Annotated in this window: 22 protein-coding genes and 1 pseudogene; 8 read left to right on the top strand and 15 right to left on the bottom strand. The window is 62.2% G+C overall.

Translation table 11 applies throughout. From position 1 onward, the window contains the following. Positions 1-5: 5 nt before the first annotated feature. Positions 6-701 carry a DUF1013 domain-containing protein gene (locus AC0L3D_RS20260; protein WP_027152980.1) on the bottom strand — a complete coding sequence of 232 codons (696 nt, stop codon included), beginning with the start codon at positions 699-701 and terminating at the stop codon, positions 6-8. A 345-nt stretch (positions 702-1,046) separates the two neighbouring features. Here AC0L3D_RS20260 and AC0L3D_RS20255 point away from each other — a divergent pair, with 345 nt between their 5' ends. Continuing rightward, positions 1,047-1,370, top strand: coding sequence for a LysE family transporter (locus AC0L3D_RS20255; RefSeq protein ID WP_473645617.1), 324 nt, complete (start codon positions 1,047-1,049; stop codon positions 1,368-1,370). A gap of 72 nt (positions 1,371-1,442) precedes the next feature. Continuing rightward, the gene (locus AC0L3D_RS20250; protein WP_473645615.1) at positions 1,443-1,664 is read left to right on the top strand and encodes a hypothetical protein; all 222 of its coding nucleotides are present in this window, start codon (positions 1,443-1,445) and stop codon (positions 1,662-1,664) included. Positions 1,665-1,703: 39 nt separating this feature from the next. On the opposite strand, the gene AC0L3D_RS20245 is transcribed toward AC0L3D_RS20250, so the two are convergent. The 3 genes from AC0L3D_RS20245 to AC0L3D_RS20235 form a co-directional block, all read right to left on the bottom strand. After that, positions 1,704-2,561, bottom strand: a complete 858-nt coding sequence (locus AC0L3D_RS20245) for a helix-turn-helix transcriptional regulator (RefSeq protein ID WP_473645613.1) — start codon at positions 2,559-2,561, stop codon at positions 1,704-1,706. Between the two features lie 511 nt (positions 2,562-3,072). Further along, complete coding sequence (locus AC0L3D_RS20240) at positions 3,073-3,213, bottom strand: DUF1127 domain-containing protein (RefSeq protein WP_023797054.1); 141 nt, start codon at positions 3,211-3,213, stop codon at positions 3,073-3,075. Between the two features lie 132 nt (positions 3,214-3,345). After that, positions 3,346-4,359, bottom strand: a complete 1,014-nt coding sequence (locus tag AC0L3D_RS20235; protein ID WP_473645611.1) for an NAD(P)H-quinone oxidoreductase — start codon at positions 4,357-4,359, stop codon at positions 3,346-3,348. 194 nt (positions 4,360-4,553) lie between these two features. Here AC0L3D_RS20235 and AC0L3D_RS20230 point away from each other — a divergent pair, with 194 nt between their 5' ends. The 3 genes from AC0L3D_RS20230 to AC0L3D_RS20220 all read left to right on the top strand — a co-directional run bounded on the left by AC0L3D_RS20230 (position 4,554) and on the right by AC0L3D_RS20220 (position 6,399). Beyond that, entirely contained in the window at positions 4,554-4,748 is a 195-nt protein-coding gene (locus tag AC0L3D_RS20230) for a DUF1192 domain-containing protein (RefSeq protein ID WP_023797052.1), read from the top strand. An 84-nt stretch (positions 4,749-4,832) separates the two neighbouring features. Then, complete coding sequence (locus AC0L3D_RS20225) at positions 4,833-6,080, top strand: MFS transporter (protein WP_473645609.1); 1,248 nt, start codon at positions 4,833-4,835, stop codon at positions 6,078-6,080. A 31-nt stretch (positions 6,081-6,111) separates the two neighbouring features. Continuing rightward, positions 6,112-6,399 (top strand): ArsR/SmtB family transcription factor, encoded by a 288-nt coding sequence (locus tag AC0L3D_RS20220; protein WP_128246001.1) that lies wholly within the window; start codon positions 6,112-6,114, stop codon positions 6,397-6,399. A gap of 106 nt (positions 6,400-6,505) precedes the next feature. Here AC0L3D_RS20220 and AC0L3D_RS20215 read toward each other — a convergent pair whose 3' ends face one another. The 6 genes and pseudogenes from AC0L3D_RS20215 to AC0L3D_RS20190 form a co-directional block, all read right to left on the bottom strand. Further along, a complete protein-coding gene (locus tag AC0L3D_RS20215; RefSeq protein WP_473645608.1) occupies positions 6,506-7,114 on the bottom strand; it encodes a glutathione S-transferase family protein in 609 nt (202 codons plus the stop codon). Next, positions 7,114-7,401 carry an SRPBCC domain-containing protein gene (locus AC0L3D_RS20210; protein ID WP_473645606.1) on the bottom strand — a complete coding sequence of 96 codons (288 nt, stop codon included), beginning with the start codon at positions 7,399-7,401 and terminating at the stop codon, positions 7,114-7,116. The genes AC0L3D_RS20215 and AC0L3D_RS20210 overlap by 1 nt, the downstream gene beginning before the upstream one ends. Beyond that, positions 7,398-7,613 (bottom strand): SRPBCC domain-containing protein, encoded by a 216-nt coding sequence (locus AC0L3D_RS20205; RefSeq protein ID WP_473645604.1) that lies wholly within the window; start codon positions 7,611-7,613, stop codon positions 7,398-7,400. Before AC0L3D_RS20205 ends, AC0L3D_RS20210 begins: the two co-directional genes overlap by 4 nt. A gap of 10 nt (positions 7,614-7,623) precedes the next feature. Then, on the bottom strand, positions 7,624-7,968 hold the full coding sequence (locus AC0L3D_RS20200; RefSeq protein WP_023797047.1) for an ArsR/SmtB family transcription factor: 345 nt from the start codon (positions 7,966-7,968) through the stop codon (positions 7,624-7,626). 96 nt (positions 7,969-8,064) lie between these two features. Next, positions 8,065-8,173, bottom strand: a pseudogene (locus AC0L3D_RS20195) (glutathione S-transferase family protein); the annotation flags it as partial. Between the two features lie 107 nt (positions 8,174-8,280). Beyond that, on the bottom strand, positions 8,281-9,132 hold the full coding sequence (locus AC0L3D_RS20190) for an alpha/beta fold hydrolase (RefSeq protein WP_473645602.1): 852 nt from the start codon (positions 9,130-9,132) through the stop codon (positions 8,281-8,283). A 100-nt stretch (positions 9,133-9,232) separates the two neighbouring features. Here AC0L3D_RS20190 and AC0L3D_RS20185 point away from each other — a divergent pair, with 100 nt between their 5' ends. Both AC0L3D_RS20185 and AC0L3D_RS20180 read left to right on the top strand, forming a co-directional pair. Continuing rightward, on the top strand, positions 9,233-9,760 hold the full coding sequence (locus tag AC0L3D_RS20185) for a winged helix-turn-helix transcriptional regulator (RefSeq protein ID WP_091593309.1): 528 nt from the start codon (positions 9,233-9,235) through the stop codon (positions 9,758-9,760). Between the two features lie 79 nt (positions 9,761-9,839). Then, positions 9,840-10,073, top strand: a complete 234-nt coding sequence (locus AC0L3D_RS20180; protein ID WP_023797044.1) for a hypothetical protein — start codon at positions 9,840-9,842, stop codon at positions 10,071-10,073. Positions 10,074-10,218: 145 nt separating this feature from the next. Here the strand turns inward: AC0L3D_RS20180 and AC0L3D_RS20175 are convergent, their stop codons facing one another. The 3 genes from AC0L3D_RS20175 to AC0L3D_RS20165 all read right to left on the bottom strand — a co-directional run bounded on the left by AC0L3D_RS20175 (position 10,219) and on the right by AC0L3D_RS20165 (position 11,954). Continuing rightward, positions 10,219-10,620 carry a hypothetical protein gene (locus AC0L3D_RS20175; protein ID WP_091593310.1) on the bottom strand — a complete coding sequence of 134 codons (402 nt, stop codon included), beginning with the start codon at positions 10,618-10,620 and terminating at the stop codon, positions 10,219-10,221. A 243-nt stretch (positions 10,621-10,863) separates the two neighbouring features. Next, positions 10,864-11,046, bottom strand: a complete 183-nt coding sequence (gene rpmF / locus AC0L3D_RS20170) for a 50S ribosomal protein L32 (RefSeq protein WP_006203806.1) — start codon at positions 11,044-11,046, stop codon at positions 10,864-10,866. 137 nt (positions 11,047-11,183) lie between these two features. Next, positions 11,184-11,954, bottom strand: a complete 771-nt coding sequence (locus AC0L3D_RS20165) for a biosynthetic peptidoglycan transglycosylase (protein WP_287174414.1) — start codon at positions 11,952-11,954, stop codon at positions 11,184-11,186. 79 nt (positions 11,955-12,033) lie between these two features. Here AC0L3D_RS20165 and AC0L3D_RS20160 point away from each other — a divergent pair, with 79 nt between their 5' ends. Then, entirely contained in the window at positions 12,034-12,951 is a 918-nt protein-coding gene (locus tag AC0L3D_RS20160; protein ID WP_128170591.1) for a polyprenyl synthetase family protein, read from the top strand. Between the two features lie 25 nt (positions 12,952-12,976). Here AC0L3D_RS20160 and AC0L3D_RS20155 read toward each other — a convergent pair whose 3' ends face one another. Both AC0L3D_RS20155 and AC0L3D_RS20150 read right to left on the bottom strand, forming a co-directional pair. Continuing rightward, the gene (locus tag AC0L3D_RS20155; protein ID WP_473615507.1) at positions 12,977-13,867 is read right to left on the bottom strand and encodes a LysR family transcriptional regulator; all 891 of its coding nucleotides are present in this window, start codon (positions 13,865-13,867) and stop codon (positions 12,977-12,979) included. 239 nt (positions 13,868-14,106) lie between these two features. After that, positions 14,107-14,472 (bottom strand): hypothetical protein, encoded by a 366-nt coding sequence (locus tag AC0L3D_RS20150; protein WP_473645600.1) that lies wholly within the window; start codon positions 14,470-14,472, stop codon positions 14,107-14,109. Positions 14,473-14,509: the final 37 nt, after the last annotated feature.

The following is a 14,509-nucleotide window of genomic DNA, read 5'->3' as shown; positions in this document are numbered from 1 at the left end:
GCTTCTTACTCCTCGTCGTCCTTGTCCTCGTCCTTCGACTTCAGCGCCGAGAGCTTGGCGAAGACGGCGTTGGCGTCGAGTTCCGCATCCTCGTCCCTTGGCTTCTCCGGCGCCGGCACGAGGCGCTCGGTCAATGCCGCCGGCAGCAGCGTGTCGCCGGCCGGCTGTGCCTGCTCGCGGCCACGCGAGGCGCGGTTGACTTCCATGTCGAGGTCGATCTGCGAGGCGAGACCCAGCGTCACCGGATCCATCGGCTGCAGGTTGGCTGAGTTCCAGTGCTTTCTGTCGCGGATCTGGTCGATCGTCGACTTGGTGGTGCCGACGAGGCGCGCGATCTGCGCGTCCTTCAACTCGGGATGGTTGCGGACCAGCCAGAGGATGGCGTTTGGCCGGTCCTGGCGCTTTGACAGCGGCGTGTAGCGCGGCCCCTTGCGCTTGGATTCCGGCACCCGCACCTTGGGGTCGGACAGCTTCAGCCGATGGTTCGGATCCTTCTCGGCGCGTGCGATCTCGTCGCGGCTCAGCTGGCCAGTCATGATCGGGTCCATGCCCTTGATGCCTTGCGCCGATTCGCCGTCGGCGATCGCCTTGACCTCGAGCGGATGCAGTCCGCAGAACTGCGCGATCTGCTCGAAGGACAGCGCGGTGTTGTCGACCAGCCAGACGGCGGTCGCCTTGGGCATCAGCAGCGTATTGGCCATTGCAAATATCCTTCTCGTTCGCCCGCGTTCCCGCGCGGGCGGTGGTTTTAGAGCCACCAAAATGGGAAAATCGCGGTTTATATAGCCGCTCCGTTGCCGTTCCGCAACGTTTTTGGAAGGTAGTCGCGAGATGGCGGGAGATATCGAACCTGTCAAGGCAGCCTTGGCGGCTTCAGCATCGCGCCTTCGGTGAGCCGCTCAGCGGCCGCGGCCGCTAGCCCGGCAACAAAACGTCCTTCTGTCGGCATTTGCCGACTGTTAGTGGGAACATGTTTCATCCACATTTCGCTTCGGTAGCGGCGAGCTGCTTTGGGAGAGCAAGCCGCCGCCGATGTGGGCTGATCGATGTTGGAAACCGGGCACGCTGTCGCGGCGGGGTTGTTTCCGTTCGCCATTTCCTATGCGCTTCTGGCAATGCTGCCGAGCGCCAATTTTGCTGTCGTCGCGCAGGCCGGGCTAACCGCTTCGCGTGCCACAGCACTTTCGGCCGCCGCCGGCATTGCCCTGGGCGCGAGTTCGCTGGCGATGGTCGTCGCGACGGGCGCTGCAGCGCTGCCGCCGGGGGGCATTGCGCACCAGATAGCCGCCAGCCTTTACGGCGCAATGCTGGTCTTTATCGGCTGGAATTCGATGCGGCGGGCGCTGTCGATCACGATCGGCGCCGACTAGCCGAAGCCGCTTCCCATCGTTCGGTACTTCCGGCTGGGGTTTGTCACGGCGGCGGCTAATCCGGCCACCGCATTGTTTTTTGCATCCTCTGCGCTGAGCTTGAATACGCGCGGGCCAATCCAGATATCCGTGGTAGCGCTGGTTTTTGCCATTGCAATCGCCTGGTTTGGCCTTGTCGGCCTGGCTATTTCCCAGCCAGCCATGCGCGAATTCTACAACCGTTTCCGCAAGCACGTGGACATGGTGCTGGGAGGCGCCTTGATAGCGATTGGTTTTGCCGCGCTTAGCCACTGAAGCAACAAATAGGCGGTCTTCCACCGATTTGGCCGGTCGTCATCTGCGATTGAGCGGTTCTGTGCTCTTGAGCAAGGCGACGAGTTGGCTTTGCTGACGTGTCCCGGTCTTGGCGAAAATCCGTTCGAGATAGGTCCGGCCGGTCTTCACGGTGATCTTCAAGTCGGATGCCGCATCTTTCAAGGGTCGTCCCTGCGAAAGCACGGCGGCCAGACGTGCCTCGGAGGGCGTCAGGTCAAACAGGCCCGCGAGGAGGATTGGTGAAGGCACGACGGCACTGTCCCTTACTTCCGTTGCAGCAACCAGGATGTCCGCGCCGGTGAAAATGTCATGTGCGGCGCGGCGCAGCGGCAAAAGATGGATGACCAGAGCCGGCCGGCTTTCGTTCGCGGCAACAGGAATGGATCGGACCGCGAAATCGTTGCGGTTCTCGAGGATGGCCTGCTGGAAAAGCGCATTGGCGGAGGCATTGGCGATCGCCATGCCGCCATAGGCGGTTGGCAGAAACATCTCGGTCAATTCTTCCAGCAGGCCGTTGGCCGTCAGCACGCGTCCCGATGCAGTCATGACCGCGGCCGGCAGCCCGATGGTCTCGAGTGCCGAGACGGTCGCCCTGGCCCGTTCCAACCCCAGTCGCGCCGAGACCATGCCGGCACGCGCGAGATGCGGGCGAAGCTGGTCCAGCCGATCGACCGACGCCCGATCGTAGGTGCCATCCTTCATCCACCGTTGAAAGACGAAAGTGACGAGCTCGCCACTCGGCATGGCGACTGCCGAACAAACGTGTGCGCCGATACCTGCCGCTCTCAGCTGTATCCGCACCGGATCACGTTCGACCTCTTCGGCTGTCAGGAAATCTTCGACCTGAACGAAGCTCGCCGGCTGCATGCTGCACATAGCTGAACGGCGTCAGAGAATTTCCAGCCGTCGCTGGCGACAAATTCATCAAACACGGATCGCAGCGAGTTGCCGTGAACCGGAGAAACGTCACTCAATCTGCCGCGAACCGGAGAATCGGTACTGAACAGGAAGATGGCGCCGGTGGCCGAACCTGAAAGACTGCCGGCAGCTTCGAGCGCATCCCCCAAAGTTCCGGCACGAAAGCCGCCTCGTAGATCTTGTCCGTCAGACCGTCGAACATGGGCGCAAGCCTGTTTCAGAGTCAGCACGCTACTGGCCCGGATCAGCGCTCCCACCCTCTGACCTAGTCCCGCGCGATCAAAATGCCTACGCTGAAACTGGAGTCAACCGCAGATTGCGGTCGAGTTGTATTCGGACCTGGATAGTGGCCATCATAGCAGCCGCTGCTGTTGCCTCGGACTTCAAAACGACAAAACCCGCCGGACTGGTCCAGCGGGCTCGGAACCGGTGGCGGGAAACCCGCCTGCCTCGGCTCTTGCTTGGCGGATCAAAGCGTCTTGCGGGCGATCCTCTCGATGTCACCACGGTTGATGCCGAGGTCGTTGAGCTCGCGGGCGTTCAAGCGGTTCAGTTCGCGCACGGTTTCATTGTACATGCGCCAGTTACGGAAAGCACGGATCGGGTTCATGGTAGTCCTCCATCGTTTCGATGCCGCTCAAATAGGCACCGTTGATGAAAAGTTGAACAGACGCTTTTGCATGGCGGCAATGCGTTTGTTGCATTGCGCAATTAAGGTTTTGTTCAGCTTGCTTGCCGACCGTCAGCCGACATCGAGCACGATCTTGCCGATGTGGTCGCCGTCCTCCATCCGCTCATGCGCCCGCCACGCTTCCCTGAGCGGAAAGATCATGTCCATGACCGGTGCTACCTTGCGGGTGCCGAGCAGCGGCCACACCTGCGCCTCCAGCGCTGCGGCGATCGCCGCCTTAAATTCGACGGTGCGCGGCCGCAGCATCGAGCCGGTGTGGGTGAGCCGCTTGGCCATCATCTTCGAGAAGTCGGTGCTTGCCACCGTCCCGCTCTGCGTGGCGATCTGGATGATGCGGCCTTCCACCGCCGCGGCCTCGTAGTTTCGCGCCACATAGTCGCCGCCGACCATGTCGAGGATGACGTTGGCGCCCTTGCCGCCGGTCGCGTCCTTGACCGCCGCGACGAAGTCCTCCTCGCGGTAATTGATCGCCCGGTCGGCGCCGAGCTTCAGACAGGCGTCACACTTCTCCTGGCTGCCGGCAGTGGTAATGACATGGGCGCCGAAGGCCGAGGCGAGCTGGATCGCCGTGGTGCCGATCCCGGACGAGCCGCCATGCACGAGCAGCGTCTCGCCGCTCTTCAGGGCGCCGCGTTCGAAGACATTATGCCAGACGGTGAAGTAGTTTTCCGGTACCGCCGCCGCTTCGGTGTGGGTAAAGCCGGCCGGCAGCGGCAGCACGCTGCCGGCATGGACCTTGACGTATTCGGCATAGCCGCCGCCGGGCGTCAGCGCGCAGACCCGGTCGCCGACGCGCCAGCGCGATATCTCGTCGCCAAGAGCGGCAACTTCGCCTGACGCTTCGAGGCCCGGCAGGTCCGACGCACCAGGCGGCGGCGGGTAGACGCCCTTGCGTTGCTGCACATCCGGCCGGTTGATACCGGCGGCGCGCACCCGGATCAGGATTTCGCCAGGTCCGGGCACGGGCACGTCGCGCGTTTCCGGTTTCAGAACCCGCGGTCCGCCGGGTTCCGAGATCGCGATGGCCGTCATCTTCGCCGGAATCTTGTCCTGTCCACTCGCCATGAATTTTTCCCGTCTCGCTTCGCCAGTTTCTTGCCGACTTGCCGGTTTTATTGCCGACTGTTTGCATCCATGCCCCTGCCCTATGTATGCTCATTGCCAAATCAGGCAAATGGCCACTGCAGCGCCGGGCGTGCGATTGGACGCGCCAAGGACGCTGTAGCCGTTTAATTTTGACGCATGAGCGAGGAGCGATGATGGCGATCTTCGACGACGAACCCAAAAAGAAAGCGCGCCCGCATGAGATCGGGCAGGATCTGTCGCTGCTTTCCGTCGATGAACTGTCCGAGCGGATCGGCATCTTGCGCGACGAGATCGCCCGGCTCGAAGCCGAGCTCAAGACCAAGAGCACCACCAAATCAGCGGCCGAGGCGCTGTTTCGCCGCGGATAGTTTCCAGAGCCGAAGCGCCCGCCGCCGAAAAGCTCGAATGCGACTGTCTTCAGACCCTCCCCAAATTCCAGCCGGATCAGCTAAATGTTCGCAAGCTACCGACCGATCCTTTCGCTGCTTCGCGGCACCGCTTTCCTGCTGGCGGCAACCGGACTGCACGGGCTGTTGTTGCCGCTGCGCGGCCAGTTGGAGGGTTTCTCGACCGCATCGCTCGGCCTGATGGGCACGGCCTGGGCCGGCGGCTTCGTCACCGGCTGCTTCTTTGCGCCGCGCCTGGTGCGCCGCGCCGGTCACGTACGCGCTTTTGGCGCCTTTGCGGCATCGGGAGCCATCGTCGCACTGCTCACCGGCCTGATCATCGACGAATATATCTGGATCCTGCTGCGCGCCTTCACCGGCTTCACCATGGCCGGCGCCTTCATGATCATCGAAAGCTGGCTCAACGAGAAGTCCACCAACGAGAACCGCGGCGCCGTCTTCGGCCTTTACATGATGGTCACCTATGCCTCGATCATGGGCGGCCAGATGATCGTTGCCGGCGGTGATGTGATGTCGGCCTCGCTGTTCATGATCACCGGTATCCTGTTTTGCCTGTCGCTCATTCCGACCGCAGTGTCGACGGCTTCGCATCCCAAGCCGCTGCAGGACGTCTCGCTCGACGTCAAGGGGCTCTATGTCAATTCGCCGGTGTCGGCGATCGCCTGCGTTCTGATCGGCGTCGCCAACGGCGCCTGGGGCACGCTTGGCGCCGTCTATGGCGCCCGCATCGGCATTTCCACGGCGGAGATCGCGCTGATGATGAGCCTGGTGGTCGTCGCCGGCGCCGCCATGCAACTTCCGGCCGGGCGTCTCTCCGACAAGACTGACCGCCGCTTTGTGCTGGCGGGCCTGGCATTCGGCGCGGCGCTGTTCGCCATCGCGCTGTTCCTGTTCGAGCCGCGCTCCGGCGTCTTCGTCATCGTCTGCACCGCTGCCTACGGGGCCTTTGCCTACACGCTTTATTCGATCGCCGTGGCCCATGCCAACGACCACGCCCGGGCGGAGGATTTTGTCAAAGTGTCCGGCGGCCTGCTGCTGCTCTATGGTTTCGGCACGATGATCGGGCCGCTGCTGGCCGCCGGCCTGATGGGCTGGATGCGTCCGGAAAGCCTGTTCCTTGCAACGGCCCTCGCGCATCTTTGTCTGGCAGGCTATACGCTGCTGCGCATCAGCCGGCGCGCCCCGGTGCCAATCGAAGACCGCGACGCCTTCAAGACGCAACCGGCCGAGCGTTCGATCACCCCGGAAGCCTTGCGGCTCGATCCGCGCAGAAAGCCTGAAACCAACGGTTGAGATTCGGAAAACTTTGCCTCACAAATAGGGCATGATGTTTTCCGACGCCTTCATGGCGATTGCCGACCCCAACCGGCGCTATCTCTTGGAAGAGCTTCGGCGCGGCCCGAAGACTGTCAACGAACTGGCCGCCGGGTTGCCGGTCTCGCGCCCGGCGGTTTCGCAGCATCTGAAAGTGCTGCTCGACGCCGGGCTGGTCAACGCCAAGCCGGAAGGGACAAGGCGCGTCTATACGGTCAGCAGTGCCGGCTTCCTGAAGCTCAACATCTGGCTCGACCAGTTCTGGGAAGCCGAGCAGCTTGGCTCGCTCGGAAGCTGAGCTGCGCCGTCGCATCTTTGCCAGTAGACAGGCATGGCGAAGCTCCTCTGGATCCAGGTGCTGGCGCTGAGCCGCACATCTCATTGAAACAATGTCAGACACCGGCCTAAGCGTTCCAGCTTGGACGTTTCTGAACGCGGTCGAGCCAATGATGGACATTGACGAGCGAGTCCGGGATGTCGGCTCCGAAGAAGGCGCCAAGCCACGCTGCGACGCCGGCGGTGATGTCGGCGACGGAGTACTGGTCGCCCGCGATGAACGGGCGGCCATCGGCGATCTCGCGGTCAAGCCACGCCCACTTTGCCGGAACGGCTTCGCGCTGGGTTTCGGCGAAAGCCGGGAACTGCACAAGCCGCTCCGCAAACATGGGATCGGAATGCAGCGCAATGCTGCCGATCGTTCCGAAGATCTCGATCTCGGCGCGGCGGTTCCACATCTCGACCTTGCCTTGGCTGACCGCGTCCGAGCCGAACAGTGCCGGCGTTGGATGAAGCGCCTCCTGATAGCGGCAGATGGCGATGCTTTCGGTGATCACCGTCCCGCCATCGAGCACGAGCACGGGAATCTGGCCGAGTGAGTTGAGCTCAAGGAATTGCGGGGTTTTGTGCTCGCCTTTTGTCAGATCGACATCAACCCGCGGAACGTCGATGCCTTTCTCAGCCATGAAGATGCGGACGCGGTAGGAATTCGGACCGATGCCGCAGTAGAGTTTCATCATATCCTCCCGATTCTGCTGGTCTTTGGCTCAGGCTGGGGCGCTCGCGCGCATTCCACCTGCAGGTTGTCGAGCATCTGGCTCCAGCCAGCCTGATGGTTTTTGGGCTGATCATGGCCGTCAAGAAAGGCGCCTTGCTCGGTCATCAGCAGCCGGCAGCCTGTGCCTTCTGGACTGAATTCAACCGTCAGCAGGCCGACAAACAATCGCTGGCCGCTGCTGGTCATGCCACCAGCCGAGACGATGCGCTGGTCGCGCACGATGTCGAGGTAGCGCGTCTCGTTCACATAACTCTCGCCACCCTTGGGTCGAAACGGCTGAGCGCAATGCCGCCCACCTGGAACTCGAAGCATTCAATGCTGCTTTCCCAACCCTCGCCGGGCGAGCCCCAGCGCTGCAATGCGGCGGGATCGGACCAAGCGGCGAACACCCGCGCCGGCGAAGCGTCGTAGCTGCGTTCGAGCACTATGGTCGAATGGATGACGGAGCGTTCGCTCATGTTGGCCTCCTCAGTTTCCTTCGGTTTCGTCTTTGGTTTCCGCAAGAAAGCCGCCGAGCCGGTCGAGCCGCTGTTCCCAACCCAGGCGCCGTTCGTTGATCCAGTGTTCGGCGGTCCTCAGCGCCCTCGGCTCGAGCTGGCAGGTGCGCACCCGGCCGAGCTTTTCGGTGCGGACGAGACCGCTCGCCTCGAGCACGTTCAGGTGCTGGACGACCGCCGACAGCGACATCGCCAGCGGCTCGGCCAACTGGCTGACCGATGCGGGGCCGCACGACAGCCGCTCCACCATGTGCCGCCGCGCCGGGTCGGCGAGCGCCTGGAACATCAGGTCGAGCTGGGCGGTATCGTGCAGCATCGGGCTCAACCGTTGTTGTAGGGAAAGTTTCAAATAGGGCTGCGCTTCTTCGATCACTCGGGCGACAGACGGCCGCAGCAGCAGCCGGTCGTGGTAGCGCGACTGTTCATTGCCGGCAGATGTGAACGGCGTTCCGTTTTCATAGTGCGATCAGCGGCTTCCAGCAGAAGGAGGCGAGCGGATGGAGATGCATCGTCAAGGACACTGCTTTGCTCGTTCCCTTGGTGGTTCGCCGCTGCACGGTTTACGGAGCTAAACACTGAAGCGATTACTTAACTATTGCCAATGGTGTGTCAAGGTCCAGCTCCGCGCTTACTTGGCTTGGCTATGGGCGACGATGGCATCAACGATCGTGGCCCAATCGTCGGGATGGAGTTCGTGGCCGCCGCCTTCAATGCGGACAAGCCTCGCGCCGGCAACTGCTTCGGCCAGAGCGGCGCCATGCTCGACCGGAAAGATCGGATCCGCGGTGCCGTGGATGACGAGGAGCGGAACCTTCAAGTCGTGCAGGCGACCCTTGCAATCCTCGCCGCCCCGATCTTCACCGCTCTCAAGCATGAAATGATTGGTCGCGCTTAGAAAACCGCCGGACCGGTCGTAGTCCTGTTCGACGAAGGCCCTCGTCCGCTTCCCGTCGAATGGATGCGCGGTGCCGGCGATCGCGTGCGCGTCCTTGACGATGTAGTCGATCACCTGGGCTCGGTCCGACCAATCGACCTTGGCGCCTTCGGCCGAATGCTTCATATAGGCTTCGCTCGTCCCTGGCAGGTGCGAGGTGTCGATCCCGATTGGCGAAGTGCTGATCGCCGTTAGCGAGATGATCCGCGACGGATATTTCAACGCCACGAGTTGCGCGATCATGCCGCCCATCGACATGCCGACGACATGCGCTTTCGCGATGCCATGATTGTCGAGGACGCGAATGGCGTCGTCCACCATGTCGTCGAAAGTGTAAGGCGGTTCGCCCTGCGCATATTTGGTCGAACGGCCAGTATCGCGATTGTCATAGCGGATCACGAACAGGCCGTTGCCGGCCAGTTTCCGGCAGAACGCCTCAGGCCACCAAAGCATCGAAGCCATCGCGCCCATAATCAGCAGCATCGGCGGATGCGCGGGATCGCCAAACGTCTGCGACACGATTTCGGGTTCCGCTGCCTTGGTCATGGTCGCCGTCTCCTCTCTGCAAAACCGATTGCATTTTGCAATCAGTTGCACGATAATAAAACTGATATGATAATGCAACCAGTTTCTGTCGGAGATTCGCATGAGCATCGATCATCGTTCTGGGTGCCCGATCAACCTGTCGCTTGAAGTGTTCGGCGACCGGTGGAGCCTGATCATCCTCCGCGACATGATTTTCGGCGGCAAACGCCACTTTCGCGACTTGCTCAACGGGTCATTGGAACGCATCGCTTCCAACATCCTCGCCGATCGGCTGAAGCGACTGATGGAACTCGGCATGCTGACCAGGGCTGACGATCCCACCCACAAGCAGAAGGCGATCTACAGCCTGACCGAAATGGCGATAACGCTGGTGCCGATCCTGGCGCATCTCGGCGCCTGGGGTCGCGTCTGGCTGCCGGTCAGCGAGGAGCTCTCGATCCGCGCCGAGCTTCTGGAAAAGGGCGGCCCGCCGATGTGGGAAAAGTTCATGGACGAACTGCGCCACGAACATCTGGGCACGCCTTCCGACACGCCGCCGGATGCCACCGTGCGTGCGACGTTGCAGGCCGGATACGAGGCGGTTGTCGCCCGAAAGGCGGCGGGCGCCGGGTGCGATGCCGGCGCCTGACCAACTTATTTCCCCCATCGCAGGGCGGCTCTGCTATTAAAGCCGTTGAAAGCTATAATTTACGGGATTGGAAAAGCCCTTGGTTGAGAACTCTAAGGATACTGCCCGCGCGCGGGCCGATTTGCGTTTCAAGAAGCAGGAAGAGGCAGCCACGGTTCGTCAGAAGGCGATGGCGGAATATGTCGCCGAGAGCGATGCCCGCCAGATAAAGACCAACAAGCTGAGGGCGCTCCGCCTTGCCAAGGAAGCGGAAGACCTCGCCAATGCGCCGGCTGCTCCGGTGAAGAAGCCGACACGCGCCAAGAAAAAATAGCGGTCCGGCGTGTCGGGCGAGCCTGTCCTACCGTCGGCAGGTGATGACAACGAGGCGGCTGCTTCACCGCCTTTTATGCATGTCGTTACAGCAAAACCGCTGCGCACCCTCGCTCAAGCCCGAGGCATGCTTTGCGCGACATGCATTAGCTCATGGTTATGTCGCGGCTGGCTGCTCGCATGGATACTGAGAAGCCGGCCAGGACATCGACCAGTGCGATGACCATCAAAATGAAGAAAACCGAGTGCGCCGCGCCCTTCACCAGCAGGAACTCGACCAGGAACGCCACGAAGACGAAGGTCGACAACAGGTGGTCCATGATCGAGGCGCTCGTCGTGCGCGTCGATTTCAAGATTTCGACGAAGAAGAGAAGCAGCCCGATCAGCACGATCAGATCGCCGAGCGTCATCGAGAACACTCCGCCCGACATCATGCGGATCGAGAACATTTGGATTGCCCAAGGATCGTCGCCGCCGCCGAATATTCCCAGAAGCCCAAGATTATAGAGGACGAAGGGTACGATCAGCAGCGGGATGGCACCGAACATCAGAAGGCTCCGGTTGGACAGCCTTCTCTAGTATGCGCTCGGCGTTCGCCGTCAAGAATTTTCGCATGCGACCGCGAACACGGACAAAGACCGTGCGAAATAACAGTACCAGCCGGTACGGCTGCATCCGGTACGGCTGCTGGCATATTTGACAACAATTCGAGGGGCGATCATCTGCGCAAAACGCAGAAAGACCGGCGCGATGGCCGGTCCTTCGATAGTCCCAAACCGTCGAAAGCGTTCTCAGCTTTCCTTCGGCTCCAGAACCTGGCGACCGCGATACATGCCGGTCTTCAGGTCGATATGGTGCGGGCGGCGCATCTCGCCGGAATTCTTGTCCTCGACATAGGTCGGGGCCTTCAGCGCATCGGCCGAGCGGCGCATGCCGCGCTTCGACGGGGAGGTTTTTCGTTTCGGTACGGCCATGGATATGCTCCACTACATGGTCAAAATGCCCCGGCTGCCCTCGTGAAAGGGCCGCGTCAGGGCCGGAATCTGAGAAAGTCGGGTGCCTATACACGCCCTGCGCCGTTTTGGCCAGCGCCGTCGCGAATTTTTTTAAGCTATCGCAGACAGCCGACATAGGCGCCGGACCGACCGGCGCGCCGCTCGATCAGCGAGGCCAGCCGTCTCAGCCCCGGCCCGGGCTTCGCCGGGTTGCGGGCGATCGGGTTCGGCAGGGTGACGGCAAGCAGCGCCGCCTGGCGACGCGACAATCGTTTTGCCGAAACCCCGAAATGATGCTGGGCGGCGGCCTCGATGCCATAGATGCCCGGCCCCCATTCGGCGATATTGAGATAGATTTCCATGATGCGCCGTTTCGACATCACCATGTCGACATAGACAGCCAGCGGCAGCTCGACGACTTTCCGGACCGAGCCCAGCGGCCGCGACCACAGATAGAGGTTCTTGACGCTCTGCATGGTGATGGTCGAGGCGCCGCGCGTCATCTCGCCGGCCAGCGCGTCGTCGACGACGCCCCTCAACTCGCCAAGGTCGATGCCGCGATGGAAACAGAACTGCCCGTCCTCCGACATGATGACCGAATGCGCCAACGCCGGCGCCACATCGTCGATCGAGACCCAGCGCCGGTCATAGCCGGAAAACGTCGCCAGATCCTTCAGCATCAGTGTCGATACCGGATGCACGAACGGCGGCAGGTACAGAAAGGTCAACACCAGCGGCATCAGCGCCAGCACCACGGCGATGGTGATACCGCGCCGGACCCAGTGCCGAGGCCAGCGTTTGAGACCGATGCGATTGCCGCGTTTCGGCCTCACCATGTCCAGCCCTTGGGTTTCGTGATCGACGATCGGTTCCGACAAGCCGCTCAATCCATGCTGCTCCCTGCCCCCGGCATAATGGCGCTTGGCTTCTTGCGCAACGTCTGAGTGTCGGCTACCCGTCCCCGGCATGGCGAAAGACGATCAAATACCGTTCGAGGCAGCGCTTCTCGCACGCACAGGGCCGATCGAGGCGCTGCTCAGGCGGTTGCTCGACGACCGCCCGCTTTCAGGCGAGATCGCGCGGCCGCAGCGTCTGATGGAGGCGATGCGCCACGGCGTGCTGAATGGCGGCAAGCGCCTGCGCCCTTTCCTGGTCATGGAAAGCGCCGCGCTGTTTTCCGCCGACGGCGAGGCGGCGCTGCGCGTGGCGGCGGCGCTCGAATGCGTGCATTGCTATTCGCTGATCCATGACGATCTGCCGGCCATGGACGACGACGATCTGCGCCGAGGCCAGCCGACCGTTCACAAGGCCTTCGACGAGGCGACCGCCATCCTCGCCGGCGACGCCTTGCTAGCGCTCGCCTTCGACATCATTGCCGACGAAGCGACAATGCTGCCGGCCGAACGGCGGGCGGCGCTGGTGCTGGCGCTGGCCCGCGCCGCCGGAGCCGGAGGCATGGTCGGCGGCCAGATGCTCGATCTCGAAGCCGAGCGTAACCGGCCGGAGGAAGCCGGCATCATCCGGCTTCAGGCGATGAAGACCGGCGCGTTGATCCGCTTCGCCTGCGAAGCGGGCGCAATTGTTGCCGGCGCGCCGGCGGCCGACCGTGAAAGACTGGCGGAATTCGGCTCGGCGATCGGGCTTGCCTTTCAGCTTGCCGACGACCTGCTCGATCTGACGGCGGATGCGCGCCAGATGGGCAAGGCGACCGGCAAGGACGCAGCCGCCGGCAAGGCGACGCTGGTGGCGCTGCACGGCGCCAACTGGGCGCGGGACCAGCTTCAAGGCCTCGTCGACCAGGCCCACGCCTTGCTTTGTCCCTATGGCGAAGACGCCGTGCTTCTGAAGCAAGCAGCGGAATTCGTGGCGGCCCGCAACAGCTGACGCTGTTCCAAGCTGTACTCCCGCCCTATGGCGCGCCGTGCAGCCAAGGAGGGTTGGCGAACTGTTCGGCCAGGAAATCCACGAACACGCGCACGCGCGGCGACAGAATTCGGCCAGGCGGATAGACAGCGCAGATTGGCGCTCCGTCAGGATGATTGTATCCGGTGAGCAGCGCGGTCAGTCTGCCTGCCTCGATATCCGGCCCGACCAAGATCTCGGACATGCGGATGATGCCTATACCGGCGAGCGCCAGCCGGCGTAGCGCTTCGGTGCTGTTGGCCTCTATCGGGCTGCGGATACGCATGCTTTGCAGACCGTCCGGGCCATCGAACTCCCAGATATTGAGACCGCCGCGCGCTGTGACGCCAAGACAGATATGACCTTGAAGGTCGTCTGGCGTTGTCGGCATGCCATGTCTTTCGAGATATCGAGGTGATGCGCAAATGACACGGCGATTGGGCGCCAGCCGCCGCACCACCAGCCTGGAATCGCTGTGTGCGGCAACGCGCACGGCGACGTCCGTCGCCTCAGCCAACAGGTCGACAATCGCATCTGTGAACATCAGCTCGAGCTCGACGGCCGGGTAGCGATCGATGAAGGCCGGCAACATCGGCACGATCAAGCGATGGCCGAAGGCGCTCGGAAGACTGACGCGCAGCCGGCCGCGCGGTTCTGCTCCGGGTTGAACCGCGATTTCAGCCTCTTTGATGTCGTTCAGGATGCGGCGAGCGCTCTCGGCATAGGTGCTGCCTTCCGCCGTCAAGCTGATGCGCCGCGTCGAGCGCTGCAGCAAGCGCACGCCAAGGCGGGACTCAAGCCGACCGATGATTTTGCTGACGGCCGAAGGTGTCATCCGCAGCCGGCGTGCCGCTGCCGAGAAGTCGCCTTCCTCGACAACTGCCAGGAACACACCCATCGTCTCTTGCCGGTCGATGATATCTATTCCAATTCGTCACAGATGAACGGAAACTATCACCGATTATCGGCAGATGCGAACCATAATATGTTTTCCTCTTCAGCATGCAAAATGCTGGAGAGGAGGTGCCATGGGTGCAGAACACGTAAACCTGCGAGATGCTCACGACGTGCATCGGTGGGCACGTCGTCAGCGCAGCGCCGCAATTGGGCGGTGGTGTCTTTGGCTTATCCGTACGCTCAATCGGTCACGTCAAGGAATGGGAAAACGCTCAAGGCGAAGCAACGTCCGGGCTGGCGCAGCCGGCCGATCGGAATGATTTCTGGCGATGTTGGAGCGTATGGCTCGCCACGCCAGTTGCCGAGCCATTCTTCGACGACCAGCCCGGTCTGGTCCAGCATCGGCGCAAGGCTTTCTTTGTCGGCACGGCGGTTTTCGATTCGGCGCTGAGCACGCGTCCGCTGCCGGGCATTTCGTAACGGGTGGAGTAAGTGACGACACCGGTAGCGGGATTGTGGCGGAAATCGTTCGAAGTCCACGCCGCCTTGGTTCTCCCATATCATAGAACTGGACGAGGCCGGATCGATGTAGAGACGGTCGGTCATGGTAAGCCTATAGCTGAAGCCGTGGACCAGCAGAATT

Source organism: Mesorhizobium sp. WSM4837 (assembly GCF_055811435.1).
The sequence above is the reverse complement of the archived record's forward strand: the minus strand, read 5'-3'. Positions and strand labels throughout refer to the sequence as shown.